General features: G+C 71.8%; 3 protein-coding genes. All 3 read right to left on the bottom strand.

Annotation, left to right across the window (positions count from 1 at the left end; all coding sequences use genetic code 11):
- Positions 1-13 precede the first annotated feature (13 nt).
- The 3 genes from ACFWNN_RS20000 to ACFWNN_RS20010 are packed head-to-tail and all read right to left on the bottom strand — an operon-like array spanning position 14 to position 14,321.
- Positions 14-1,246: an MFS transporter gene (locus tag ACFWNN_RS20000; RefSeq protein WP_382441407.1), complete on the bottom strand. Its 1,233-nt coding sequence runs from the start codon at positions 1,244-1,246 to the stop codon at positions 14-16.
- Entirely contained in the window at positions 1,243-2,394 is a 1,152-nt protein-coding gene (locus ACFWNN_RS20005; protein ID WP_382441408.1) for a serine hydrolase domain-containing protein, read from the bottom strand. Before ACFWNN_RS20005 ends, ACFWNN_RS20000 begins: the two co-directional genes overlap by 4 nt.
- A complete protein-coding gene (locus ACFWNN_RS20010) occupies positions 2,391-14,321 on the bottom strand; it encodes an amino acid adenylation domain-containing protein (RefSeq protein WP_382441409.1) in 11,931 nt (3,976 codons plus the stop codon). Before ACFWNN_RS20010 ends, ACFWNN_RS20005 begins: the two co-directional genes overlap by 4 nt.

Consider the following 14,321-nt stretch of genomic DNA (forward strand, 5'->3'; position numbering starts at 1 on the left):
TGGTGGAGGCAGGTCAAGACGCTTGCCTGCCGGGCGCCGGAAAACGGCGGAGAGTGGGGCTGAGGGTGGCGCCGACGGCGATCACCGCGGCCACGGCCGCGCACGCCAGCAGGCCGGTCTTGCCGTCGCCCGCGCCGGCGAGCGCACCGCCGGCGATCGGGCCGAGCGCGCCCGCGAGCCCGGCGAAGAGACCGACGAGACCGCTGAGCCGTCCGCGCAGCTCGTCGGCGGTGACGGACATCTGGTAGGTCATCACCGTCGTGACCGTGACGGGCATGAAGAACGCGATCAGCCCGAGCACGGCGCCGAGCAGGACACCGCCGGGCGTGAACGCCATGACGAGGATCAGCACGGCGGCGAGCCAGGAGAAGCCGATGATGATCACGGACGCGGGCAGCGCGGCGTGCAGCCGGGCGGCGACCGCGGCCCCGATCAGGCCACCGGCGCCGAAGCACGCCATCGTCACGCCGACCTCGCCGGGACCGACCTGGTCCTCGCCCGAGACGGCCAGCACGATGACGACCAGCGCGCTGAACACCAGCTGCACCAACGCGACCCACACGAGCGTCGTCCTGATAGGACGGTGCTGCCAGACCCAGCGGAGTCCGACCGGCGCGCCGTCGTCCTCCTCTTCGATCGCCGCCTTGCCCTTCGGCAACCTCAGGGTCAGCAACGCGATCGTGGAGATCACGAGCATCACCGCGTTCAGCGCGAACGGCAGCATGTGGTCGACGGTGAAGAGCACGCCGCTGAGCAACGGGCCGGCGAGGTTCGCGATGTACGGGCGGGCGGTGTTGCGCGCCACGGCCTGGGAGAGCTGGTCGGGGGCGACGACGCTCGGCAGCGCGGCGTCCTCGGCCGGACCGAACACCGAGACGAGCAGACCGTCGATCGCCGCCACCACGAGGATGTGCGGCAACGAGTAGGCGTCGAAGTACAACGCCACGGCCACACTGCCCATCGCGACCGCTCGCAGGACCTCGCAGACCACCATCACGACCTTGCGGTCGAACCGGTCGGCGAGGTACCCGGCCGGCACCGACCCCGCGAGCAGCGCCACGGCCATCACGGTGGCGACGAGGCCGATCTCGACGGCCGAGCGGGTCGTGGCGAGGATCAGCAACGGGAAGCCGATCAGCGCGAGCTCGCTGCCCAGTTCGGAGACGAGCCTGCTCATCCACAGGACGTTGTAGGCGCGGTTGCGGGACAACGGGACGGCCCGCACCGCGCTGTCGGTCGCCGTCACTGGGTTCCCCCGTCGGGTGCGTGGGGCCGGGCGGTCCGGCCACCGAGTTGGAGCAGGCGTCCCGGCAGGAACCGCCCTGGTGTGGCGGGACTTCCGGGCACGGTGAAGGTCAGGTCGGCGTGACAGGTCACGGGTGTGGCCGGCCCGCCGTCGATCGCGAGGCCGAGCCGTCCGTTCTCGTGGGTGACGTCGACCAGCGCGTCGCCGTTGGCGTAGCGGCCGGTCAGCGCTTCCGCTTGTGCCGCAGAGGCTTCCGGGGCCGTCGAGGTCGGCCGGTGGTCGGCGACCGGGATGCCGTCGGAGCGCAGTTCGTCGACGAGGTCCTGCCACAGCGCCGATCCGGTGGCCGCGTTGGTGGTCAGCGCGACGACCGTGTTCCCGTCGAACCTGAGGTGGCACGAGGTGCCGTCGCCGGTGCCGTCGTGGCCGAACCAGGTCTCGTCGTAGACCGCCCAGCCGAGGCCCCAGCCGTCGGCGAGGCCGTACGGGCCCGCGCGGTGCCCGGCCAGGTGGTCGTGCCGCATGGCCGCGTTGTGGTGGAGCGCGAACGCGACCAGGTCCCGTGCGCTCAGGGCGAGGCCGCCCGCCGGTGCTTCCAGCTCGGGCAACGACTGGTCGGTGATGACCCGCGTGCCGCTGTGGCCCGGCAGCGCCTTGCGTTCGGTCTTCCCGGTGACGAACGCGGGCGTGATCCTGAGCGGCCACAGCAGGATCGACTCGACCGCGTCCTGCCAGTTGACGCCGGTGACGTCCTCGACCATGTGCCCGGCCAGGACGTAGCCCGCGTTCGAGTACGAGAACAGCTCGCCTGGCCGGTGCACCAGAGCGTCCGGCCGCTGCCGCGCCGCCCAGCGACGGCGCGAGATCGGTTCCTGCTCGACGTTCGCCGCGAGGCCTGCGGTGTGGGTGAGCAGCTGGCGCGGGGTCACCGGCAGCTTCGGCAGCGGCTCGTCCAGGTCGAGGTCGCCGTCGTCCGCCAGCGTCAGCACCAGGGCCGCGGTGAACGGCTTGGTGAGCGATCCCAGCGGGAACGCCGCATCCGGACCGACGCCGAGGGTGGCCTCCGTCGTTTCGCCGCCGTGCCGGACGAAGAGCTGCGCCGCCGGGACGTCGTGCTTGCGCGCCAACCGTTCCAGGAGATCGTTCATCGCGCTGCCTCCGCGATCGCGCGGAGGGCGGCGAGGTGCTGGTCCGCGAGCTGCCGGACGGTCTTCTCGTCGTGCACGTCGGCCGAGTGCAGCCACTCGAACGTGAGCACGCCGTCGCTGACCGCGCCGACGACCTCCAGCGCGTGACTCCTGCGCTCGGCCGGGTGCCTCGGCGCGCCCACCGGGTCGTGGAAGCTCTGGTACAGCGGGCTTTCCGCGCCGCCCACGCCGGCCTGGCCGTGGTAGTTGAAGAGCACCCCGGCGTTCTGGCGCCCGGCGAGCGTGCCCGGTTCGGCCAGGTACCGCAGCGCCCCGTACGACAGGCCGTTGTCCGGGACGGCACGCAGCTGGCGCCGGATGTTCTTGACCAGCGCGGGCCAGTCCTGGTCCGGGACTTGGAGCGCGACCGGGTAGATCGCGGTGAACCAGCCGACGGTCCTTCCCAGGTCGACGTCGTCGAACAGCTCCTCGCGGCCGTGGCCTTCGAGGTCGATGACGACGCCGTCCTCGCCGGTCCACCTGGTCAGCGCCCAGGCGACGCTCGCGAGCAGCACGTCGTTGACCCGCGTGCGGAACGCGCCCGGCGCGAGGGTGAGCAGGGCGCTCGTCTCCCGTTCGGTGAGGGAGAACTCGACGCTCCTGGTCGACGCCTCCACGTCCGGGCCCGGTCCGTCGACCGGCAGTGGTGCTGCCGGCGGAAGTTCCCGCCAGTGCTCGGGGTCGAAGCCGCCGTCCGCGATGTGCGTGGTGAGCGCGTCGACCCAGGCACCGGCCGGAGAGGTCTTCGCGCCCAGCCGGATCTCGCCGGTGCGAGCCTGGTCGTAGGCGGACTCGACGTCCTCGACGAGGATGCGCCACGACACCGTGTCCACCACGAGGTGGTGGGCGGTGACGAACAGCATCGGCCGCCGGTCCGGGCCGAGGTCGAACAGCAGTGCGCGCAGCAGCGGACCCGTGGCCAGGTCGAAGCTCGCGTCCAGTTCCGCCGCGTGCTTGTCGATCTCGGCGCGCACGTCGTGGTCCCCGGTCGTGTGCCTGGCGAGCACGTCGACCGTCGTGGGCGGCGCGTAGACCTGGCGCCACTGGCCGTTCTCGCAGGTGAACCGGGCGCGCAACGCGTCGTGGTGCGCGATCACCGCGTCCAGTGCCCTGCGCAGAGCCTCTTCGTCGACGTCCTCGTGCAGTTCGGCGAGGAACGACTGGGTGAAGTGGTGCGGCGCGACCGGGTCGCCTTCCAGGAACTCCCGTTGCACCGGGGTCAGCGGCACCTCGCCGACGACCGGTTCGTCGTGGCTCCGCTGCTGGGCGGGCTGGGCGACGGCGGCCAGTTCACCGAGGGTCTGGTGCAGGAACAACTCCCGCGACGACAGCTGCAGCCCCGCCTGGCGGGCCCGGTAGACCAGCTGGATGCCGAGAATCGAGTCGCCGCCCAGTTCGAAGAAGTTGTGGCCGGTGCCGACGTTCGCGACGCCGAGGACGTCCGCCCAGATGCCCGCCAGCGTCTGCTCGGCCGGAGTTTCCGGGGCCAGGTAAGGGGTTCCGGTGGTGTCGTCCAGCTCGGGTGCGGGCAACGCGCGCCGGTCGGTCTTGCCGCTCTGGGTGAGCGGCAGCTCGGTGAGCACGGTGATCGTCGCGGGCACGGCGTGCGCGGGCAGCACCTGCGCGAGGTGCCTGCGCAGGTCGGCCAGGTCGACCTCCCCGACGACGTAGGCGTGCAGCCTGGTGACGCCGTGGTCGGACCTGGTCGCGGCGGCCGCGCTCCGCACCTGGCGGTGGCCGGTCAGCGCCTGTTCGACGTCGCCGAGCTCGACCCGGTGGCCGCGGATCTTGACCTGGTCGTCGGTGCGGGCGAGGAACTCCAGCACGCCGTTCGGCAGCCACCGCGCGGCGTCTCCCGTGCGGTACATGCGCGGGCTCGGCCAGTGCGGGTCGGTCCGGAACGGGTCGGGCACGAACGCGCGTTCCGTGCGGTCGGGGCGGTGGAGGTAGCCGCGGCCCACTCCCGCGCTGCCGATGTGCAGTTCGCCGGTCACGCCGACCGGGACCGGGCGGCCGTGCCGGTCGAGCAGGTAGATGCCGGTGTTGGCGAGCGGCCTGCCGATCGGCACGTACGGACCGGCGCCGATCGGGTCGCGCGACACCTCGTGCAGGGTCGCGTCCACGGTGTTCTCCGTGGCCCCGTAGGCGTTGACGACGATCGTGCCGGGCGCGACGCGGTCGAGCAGCTCGGCGGCGTCACCCGCGTGCCAGGCCTCCGAGCCGACCGCGAGGACCCTCAGGTGGGCTCGCTGGTCGCGACGGGCCAGTTCGCGGGCGATCGCGGTGGCGAGCACCGGGACCGTCACGAACAGCTCCGCCTTGGTGCTGTCGAGCAGATCCACGAGCGCGGGCGGGTCGGTGACGAGGTCCGCCGGGCAGATCTCCATCGTGCCGCCGAACAACGTCGACCAGACGAAGTCGGAGAAGAACAGGTCGACGCCGAACCCGGACACGGACAGGCAGCTCGGCCGCGTGCCGGTCAGGCCGTACCGGTGGTCCCAGACGCGGGCCAGGTGGTGCACGTTGCGGTGCTCCACCATGACGCCCTTGGGCTTGCCGGTGGAACCGGACGTGTAGATCACGTACGCGAGGCTTTCCGGCGTGGCCTCGGTTTCCGGCGCGGTCTCCGGGTGACCGTCCACAACGGACCAGTCCAGCTCCACGACGTGCTTCGCGGTGAGGCCGTGCTCCTCCGCCAGGCCGTCGCCGGAGATCAGCACCTCGGCGCCCGCGTCGTCGAGCATGTCCTTCAGCAGCTTGGCCGGGTAGCCGGGTTCGAGCGGCACGAACGCCGCGCCCGCCTTGAGCACGGCGAGCAACGCCACCACGGCGTCGACGTTCCGGTCGGCGCAGACCCCGACGAACGAGCCGGTCGTGACCCCCTTGCCCTGGAGGTGGTGCGCGAGCCTGTTGGCCTTCACGCGGAGCTCGGCGAACGTCAGGCTGTCGTCGCCGCACCGGACCGCGATGCCGTCCGGGTGCTGGTCCGCGATCTCGTCGTACAGGTCGTGCAGCAACGCCGGTGGGCCGAAGTCGACCGTCGGACCGGCCCACTCCGTGATCATCCGGTGGTGCTCTTCCGGGGTGATGAGCGGGAGTTCGCGCATCGGCCGGTCCGGGGTGGCCACGACGTTCTCCAGCACCAGCAGCAGGTGCCGGCCGAGCCGCGCGATCGTGGCGGCGTCGAACAGGCCGGTGCTGTAGCTGATCCGGCCCAGCAGCCTGCCGTCGCGTTCGGTGAAGTCGACGCTGAGGTCGTGGCTGGCGTCGCCGCCGTCGAACTCGACCTCCTCGGCGTGCAGGCCGGCCAGCTCCAGCCGGTGCTCCGGCGTGCTGTCCAGCACGACCATGGCCTCGACCAGCGGGTTCCTGCTGGGGTCGCGTTCGGGCTTGAGCGCGTCCACGATCCGTTCGAACGGCAGGTCGCCGTGCGCGAACGCCTCCAGCGCGGTGCCGCGAACGGCGCCCAGGAAGTCGGCGAACGACAGCTCTTCGTCCACATCGGACCGGATCGCGACGGTGTTGATGAAGCAGCCGACCAGGCCTTCCAGCTCGGCCCGGTCGCGGCCCGCCGTCGCCGTGCCGACCACGACGTCGCGCTGTCCGCAGTACCGGGCCAGCAGGACCTGGACCGCCGCCACCAGGGCGTGGAACAGCGTGGCCTCCTGGCCGCGAGCGAGCGCACGGAGGCGTCCGAGCAGGTCGGCGTCCACCTCGAACGACCACGCGGCACCGTCGGAGGTGCGCACCGGCGGGCGCGGGCGGTCGGTCGGCAGGTCGAGCGACGTGACGCCGGCCAGCTGCTGCCGCCAGTAGTCGATCTGGCCGTCGAGCTGACCTTCCAGCCTCTCCCGCTGCCACACCGCGTAGTCCACGTAGGACACCGGCAGTGCGGGCAGGTCGGCGGTCCGGTTCCGGACGGCGGCGGTGTAGCAGGCGCTCAGCTCCTGCACGAACACGCCCATCGACCAGCCGTCGGTGATGATGTGGTGCATCGTGAGCACGAGGACGTCGCCGACCAGCAACGCTCGGGCGAGCGGCCCGGTGCGCAGGTCGAACGGCTTCGTCATCTCCTGCTTCAGCCGGTGCTGGAGGTCGCCGGCCTCGGTGATCTCCAGCGGCACCTCGCCGGTGGCGTGCACGACCTGCACCGCGCGTTCGTCCACGTAGTCGAACGTCGTGCGCAACACCTCGTGGCGTTCGGTCAGCACAGCCAACGCACTCCGGAGTGCGTCGGTGTCGAGGTCGCCCTGCAGCCGCACGGCGAACAGCACGTTGTACTCGGCGGTGCCGGGCGCGAACTCGTCCAGGAACCACAACCGCTGCTGCGAGAACGACAACGGCGCCTGCTCCGGCCGTGGTGCGAGCCGCGGAATCCGGTCGGTCTCCCCCGGCCGCAACGCCTCGGCGAGCGCCCGCACGGTCGGTGTGTCGAACATCTGCCGCGGCGAGACGTCCGCCCCCAGCGCGGACCGCAGCCGGGACGCCACCTGGATGCTCAGGATCGAGTCGCCGCCGAGCTCGAAGAAGTCGTCGTCGGCGCCGACCCGCGCGACCCGCAGCACCTCCTGCCAGACGTCCGCGACCACACGTTCGGCGTCCGTGCCGGGCGCGATGTACGGCCTCTGCTCCTGCTCGGGCTCGGGCAGCGCGCGGCGGTCGAGCTTCCCGTTGCGAGTCAACGGAATCTCCGGCACCACGACGAACGCGGCCGGAACCATGTGACCCGGCAAGCGATCCCGGGCGTGATCACGCAGGTCGCTGATCGCCGGAGTCCCGGTCACGTACGCCACGAGCCGCTTGCCGCCCCCGTCCTCGCGGGCGATGACGGCCGCCTCCGCGACGGCGGGGTGCGCGACCAGCACGGCCTCGACCTCGCCGGGTTCGATGCGGAACCCGCGGATCTTGACCTGCTGGTCGGACCGGCCGAGGTACTCCAGCTCCCCCGCACGGGTCCACTTCGCGACGTCACCGGTGCGGTACATGCGACTTCCGGGCGCTCCGAACGGGTCCGCGACGAACCGCCCGGCGGTCAGGCCCGGCTGGTTCAGGTACCCGTCGGCGAGGCCCGCCCCGGCCACGTACATCTCGCCGGGCACGCCCACCGGCACCGGCTCCAGCCGTTCGTCCAGCACGTAGACGCGCAGGTCGGGGATCGGCACACCGATCACACCGCCGGTCGTCGCGGCCGTCAGCTCCGCGTACGTGACGTGCACCGTCGTCTCGGTGATGCCGTACATGTTGATGAGCCGGCTGCCGGGATGCCTTGCGTACCAGTCGGTCAGGCGGCGCGGTTCGAGTGCCTCGCCGCCGAACACCACGTACCGCACCGAAAGCTCGCGGCCCGGGTTCTCCGCGTCGGCGCGCATCAGCTGGTAGAAGGCCGACGGGGTCTGGTTGAGCACGGTGACGCGTTCGGTCTCGAGCAACCGCAGGAAGTCCTGCGGGGTGCGGGAGACGTGGTGCGGCACCACGACCAGGCGGCCGCCGTGCAGCAGCGGGCCCCACAGCTCCCAGACCGAGAAGTCGAAGGCGTAGGAGTGGAACAGCGTCCAGACGTCGTTCTCGTCGAACTCGAACCACGGCCGGGTGGAGGTGAAGAGGCGGACGACGTTGGCGTGCGGGACGACGACGCCCTTGGGACGCCCGGTCGAACCCGAGGTGTAGATGACGTACGCCGGGTGTGCCGGGGTGAGACCGGCGTGGCCGAGGTCCGCGTCCGAGAGCTCGAAGTCCGCGCTCACCTCGGTGAGCGTCACGACCGGCGCCGAGTCCTCCAGCACCTCGCGAATCCGCTGCTCCGGGTAGTCGGGGTCAATAGGCACGTACGCCGCCCCCGCCTTCAGCACGGCCAGCACCGCCACCACCAACTCGGCCGAGCGCGGCAACACCAGCGCCACGAACCGTCCGGGCCCGGCGCCTTCCGCCACCAGCCGCCGGGCAAGCCTGTTGGCCGCGGAGTTCAGCTCCGCGTACGTCAGCGAGGTGGCGCCATCGGTGACCGCGACCGCGTCCGGCATCGCCCGCACCCGCGCCTCGAACAGCTCCGGCAGCGTCTCCGCGACAGACGAGTGCTCCCGGCCGTTCCACTCGACGAGCAGCTGAGAGCGTTCCCGCTCGTCCAGCGACGGCAGCGCGGAGCCACGCGCGAACGCGGCCAGCACGGCGGCCAGGTGACGGGCCATCGACCCGACGGTCTCGTCGTCGAACAGGTCGGGGTCGTAGTTCAGGAACAGGTGCAGCGAGTCGCTGAGGTGCGCGGTCAGCGCCAGCGGGAAGTTGGTCTGCTCGTCGCCGACGTACTCGCGGACGGTCACGCCGTTGCGCGACGCCGCTTCCTCGTCGTACGGGTAGTTCTCGAAGACGACGATGCTGTCGAACAGGTTGACGCCGCTCGGCACCTCGCTCCAGCCCTGGATCTGGCCGGGCGACACGTACTCGTACTGCCGCGACTCGGCGACGGTGTCCTGCAACGCCCGCAACCAGGACGCGTCGACACCGGTCACGTCCACGCGCACCGGGACCGTCGTGATGAACAGGCCGAGCACGTCGCCCGCGCCCGGCAGGTCGGCGGGGCGGCCGGAGACCGTCGCGCCGAAGCAGACGTCGGACTCGCCGCTGTAGCGCGCCAGCACCGCCGCCCACGCGCCCTGGACCAGGGTGTTCGGCGTCAGGCGGGCTTCACGGCTGAAGCGCAGCACGTCGTCGGTCAGGCCGTGCGGCAGCGAGACCTCGATGCGACCCGACGTGCGGGACCGGTGTGCCCCGGCGGGTGCGCGGTCGAACGGCAGCGGGGTCGGGGCGGTCAGGCCGGACACCACACCTCGCCAGTGCTGCTCGGCGGCGGGGAGGTCCTGGTCCGCGAGCCACGCCACGTAGTCGCGAAACGGGCGGCGCGGGGTCGGGACGGCGCTCGCGTACTGCTCGAACACGTCGGACAGCACGCCGGCGAAGCTCCAGCCGTCCAACAGGATGTGATGCGAGAACCAGAAGACCTTCACCTGCGTGTCGGTCAGCCGCAGGAACGCCAGCCACATCAACGGAGCCGTGCCGAGGTCGAGCGAACGGGCGGAGTGCTCGTCCCACAACGCCTGCACGCGCGCTTCCTGGTCAGCACCCAGCCCGCGCAGGTCGTGGTGTTCCATCGGCACGCGCAGTCCTGGCGCCCGAACGATCTGCAAGGGCTCCGGCACGTCCTGCCAGACGACCTCGGTGCGCAGCACGGGCGTGCGGTCGACGACGCGTTGCCAGGCCGCGGCCAACAGCACCGGATCGACGTCGTCCAGCACCATGCCGAACCGGCTGAGGTACACGTCGGACTCGGCTCCGGCCAGCGAGTGGAACAGGATGCCGCGCTGCACGGACGTGAGCGGGTAGACGTCCTCCACCGCGCGCCCGGTCGTCAACGAATCCACAGTGGACTGACTCAGGGAGGCCAGCGGGAAGTCCGACGGCGTCCAGCCACCCGACTCCGGCAGCGCGCAGTGCTCGACGATGCCGGTCAAAGCCTGCAGGAACTGCTCGGCGAGGGCACGCACGGTCGGCTCGTCGTGCAGGTTGGCCGAGTACGTCCAGCGGAACTCCAGGCGGTTGTCCCGCACGACCCCCGTGACGTCGAGCTGGCACGACCGCAGGTGGTCCGGGGCGCGGTCGCTGCCCGGCGCGTCCAGCCAGGCCCCGAAGAGGCCGCCGGACTCCGTGGCGAACCGGCCGAGGTAGTTGAACGAGACGGCGGGCCAGGCACCGCCCAGACCGTGGTCGCCGAGGTACCGCAGGGCGGTGTAGCCGAAGCCGCGGGACGGCACGGCGCGGAGCTGTTCCTTGACGGACTTGAGGATCGCGCCCCAGTCCTCGCCGACGGCGGTCAGCGTGACCGGGTACAGCGTGGTGAACCAGCCGACCGTGCGGCTGACGTCGACGCCGTCGAACAGGTCCTCCCGGCCGTGGCCCTCCAGCAGCACCCGCACGTCGTCGGAGCCGGTCCAGCCTGACAGCACCGAACCGAGCGCGCTGAGCAGCACGTCGTCGACCTGCGTCCGGTACACCGGCGGCACGTCCCGCAGCAGCGCGGACGTGACGGCCTCCGACAGCCGGACGGTCACCTCGCGCTCGGACTCGACCGTGTTCTGCTCCGCCCCCTCCCGGGCAGGCCCCTGCTCGGCCGCGCGCCAGTGCTCCAGTTCGGCGTCGAACGCACCGGCCGCCACGGCATCCCGCACCCGGCGCGCCCACTCGCCGTACGAGGTGGTCCTGGGGCCGAGGGCATCGCCGCGATAGGCGCGTTCGAGATCGGCGAGGAGCACGCGCCACGACACCGCGTCGACCACGAGGTGATGCACGACGAGGAACAACCGCTGCCCGTCGACGAGTGCGGCCCGCACCAACGGCCCGTCGGTCAGGCTGAGACCGGCACGGGCCTCCTCGACGGTGCCGGCCAGCACGACGTGCTCGCCGGACGTGTACGTCTGGGTGCCGCCGGAGAACCGCAGCCGCAGAGCGTCGTGCTGCTCCACCACGGCTTGCAGCGCGGCCCGCAGCCGTTCGGGCTCAACGCGTTCGGTCAGTTCCAAGTAGACGGACTGGGTCGCGTGCTCACGAGAAGAAGTGGTCTCCTCGAAGAAGTTGTGCTGGATCGGGGTGAGTGGCGCCTCTCCCTCGGCCACGTCCGGCACGACCAGCGCCTCGACCGCACCGGCCCGCGCGGCCAGCTCCCCGATCGTCTGGTGCAGGAACATCTGCTTCGACGTGAGCAGCAGCCCCGCCTCACGGGCCTGCGCCACGACCTGCAACCCGAGGATCGAGTCGCCGCCGAGGTCGAAGAAGTTGTGCGCGGTGCCCAGTTCCGCCGCGTCCCGGTCGAGCACCCGCGCCCAGATCTCGACGAGCGCGATCTCCGCGTCGGTCACCGCCGCGACGAAACTGACCTGACGGTCGGCCGCCTCCGGTTCGGGCAACGCCCGGTAGTCGGTCTTGCCGCTCGCGGTCTCCGGCAGCGCGGCCAGCACGGTGATGGTGGCGGGCAACGCCGGCGCGGGCAGCAGGTCCGCGAGGTGCGCCCGCAGGTCGGCGACAGCGACCTCGTTGCCAGGCGCGAAGACCACGTACGCGTCGATGCGCGTGCGGCCGGAAACCCTTGCCACGACCGCAGCCGCGCGCACGGCCGGGTGCTCGCCGAGGACGTGCTCGATCTGGCCGGGCTCGACCCGGTAGCCGTTGACCTTCACCTGCTGGTCGGTGCGCCCGAGGTAGGTCAGCACGCCGTCCGTCCGCCGCACCAGGTCACCCGTGCGGTACAGCCGATCTGTGCTCAACCGGTTGGGCACGAACGGATCCGGCACGAACCGTTCCGCGGTCAGCTCGGGACGGTCGAGATACCCGCGTGCGACACCGGGTCCGCCGAGGTGCAGCTCGCCGGGAACGCCGTCCGGCACCACCCGGCCGTGCGGATCGAGCACGTGCGCGCGGGTGTTGGGCAACGGCCGCCCGATCGGCACGAACGGCCCGGCGCCCACGCCTTCCGTCAGCGGGAAAGCCGTGCTGTCCACGGTCGCCTCGGTGACGCCGTACGCGTTGACCACGACGGTCGACGGCGACACCCGGCCGAGCAGCTCGGCGCAGTCGTGCACCAGCCACCCCTCGGACCCGACCGCGAGCAGCCGCAGTCCGTCCAGCCGCCGGTCCCTGGCGACGAGCTCACGGGTGATCGTCCGCGCCACCGACGGCACCGTGGCGAGCACGTCCGCCCCGCTGGACTCGATCAGGTCGACGAGCGCGCGCGGATCGCCCAGCACGTCCTGCGGGCACATGATCAGCGTGCCGCCGAACAGCAACGACAGCAGGACGTCGCCGACGAAGAGGTCGACCGACGGGTTCGACACGGACAGGCAGCGCGGCGGCTGTACGTCGAACCCGTAGCGCGCGTTCCAGGCGTGCGCGGTGTGGAAGCCGTTGCCGTGCTCGACCAGAACGCCCTTCGGCGTGCCCGTCGACCCGGACGTGTAGATGACGTAGGCGAGATCGTCCGCCGACACCTCTACGTCCAGCGGCTCCGCCGAGCCCTGCCACTGGTCCTCGTCGACGCGCACGACCTGGGCACCGACCTCCGGCAGCCGGTCGGCGACCTCGCCGTGCGTGATCAGGACCGGCGTGCCGACCAGCAGCTGCGCGAGCAGACCCGCGGGATGGGCGGGGTCCAGCGGCACGAACGCCGCTCCCGCCTTCAGCACGGCCAGCAGCGAGACGACCACGTCCACGCCGCGCGGCAGGCACAGCGCGACCAGCGACCCCTTGCCCACGCCGAGTCCGGCGAGGTGGCGGGCGAGCTGCGCACTCCTGGTCCGCAGCTCGCCGTACGTCAACGACTCGTCCCCGGACCGCACGGCGACGACGTCCGAACCAGCGTCGATCAGCTCGTGCAACGGTCGCGGCACGCCGAAGTCGACGGTCTCACCACTCCCGGCCTCGATCAGCCGCTCCACCGAGGCGGCGGGCAGCAACGGCAGTTCCCGCATCGGCAGCGAGGGCTGCGCCGCCACGCTCTCCAGCACGAACGCGAGACCGGCGGCCATTGCGTCCACAGTGGACGCATCGAAGAGATCGGTGCTGTACTCCAGGAACCCGGTGATGCCCGAAGGTCCCTCGTGGAAGTCGATCGTCACGTCGAGGCTGGTCGCGAGCGCCGGCGGGCGGACCTCCGCCACCTCCAGGCCGGGCATCCCGGGCAGCCCTGCCGGGGCGTTCTGCAGGTTCACCATCACCTGCACCAGCGGCGGCCGGCTGGGGTCGCGTTCCGGTCGCAGCGCCTCGACCACGGACTGGAACGGCACCTCGTCGTGCGCCAGAGCGTCGGCGACGGTCAGCCGCACCGAGTCGAGGAACTCGCTGAACGTCCGCGACTCGTCCACAGTGGACCGCACGACGACGGTGTTCACGAAGAACCCGACCAGGTTCTCCAGCTCGTCGCGGCCACGGCCGGTGGTGACCGTGCCGACCGCGACGTCGGACTGCCTGGCGTACCGCGCGAACATCAGCTGGGACGCGGCCATCAGCACCATGAACAGCGTCGCGCCGTTCAGCTTCGCCACGGCCCGCAACGCCTGCGCGACGTCGTCCGCGATCTCGAACTGGTGCACCGCGCCGGCGGACGTGCGGACGGCGGGACGCGGCCGGTCCGCCGGCAGGTCGAGCGGCGGCAGCCCGGCGAGCTTCGACCGCCAGTGGCCGAGCTGGGCCCGCAGCGCGTCCGACCGCAGCCGTTCCTGTTGCCAGGCGGCGAAGTCGGCGTACCGGATGGGCAGCTCGGGCAGTTCCCGGCCCGCGTAGGCCGCGGTCAGCTCGTTCAGCAGGACGCCGGTGGACCAGCCGTCGCTGACGATGTGGTGCATGCCGAGCACCAGCACGTGCTCGGCCGGGCCCACCCGGACCAGGGTCACCCGGAACAACGGCCCGGTGCGCAGGTCGAACGGCGTGGTCACCTCGGCGAGCAGCACGGCGTCGAGGTCGCTGTTCACCTCCAGGACCGGCACCACGGCGGCCGGGTGCACGACCTGTCGCACCTGCCCGTCCACGGAGGTGAACGTCGTGCGCAGTGACTCGTGCCGCGCGACCACCAGGTCCAGCGCACCGCGCAACGCGGCGAGGTCGAGCGCGCCGGTCAGCCGCAGCACCAGAGGCGCGTTGTACTCGACGCCCTCCGGTTCGAACTCGTGGAAGAACCACAACCGTTGCTGCGCGGCCGATGCGGGCAGCAAGTCTCCCCGCACGGCGGGGATGCGGTCGACCGGCTCGGCGGCACCGGCGAGCGTGCGCCGGGCCAGCTCGCGCAGGTGCTCCGGCAGCGACGCGATCCGCTTTTCCTGTTCGGGCGTCAGGCCCATCTCGTCCCCCAC

The organism is Lentzea sp. NPDC058450 (assembly GCF_042721395.1).
Classification (GTDB): Bacteria; Actinomycetota; Actinomycetes; order Mycobacteriales; family Pseudonocardiaceae; genus Lentzea.

Coding starts and splice junctions, on each gene's coding strand:
- ACFWNN_RS20005 (WP_382441408.1), bottom strand. CDS start 2,394: ATGAACGATCTCCTGGAACGGTTGGCGCGCAAGCACGACGTCCCGGCG.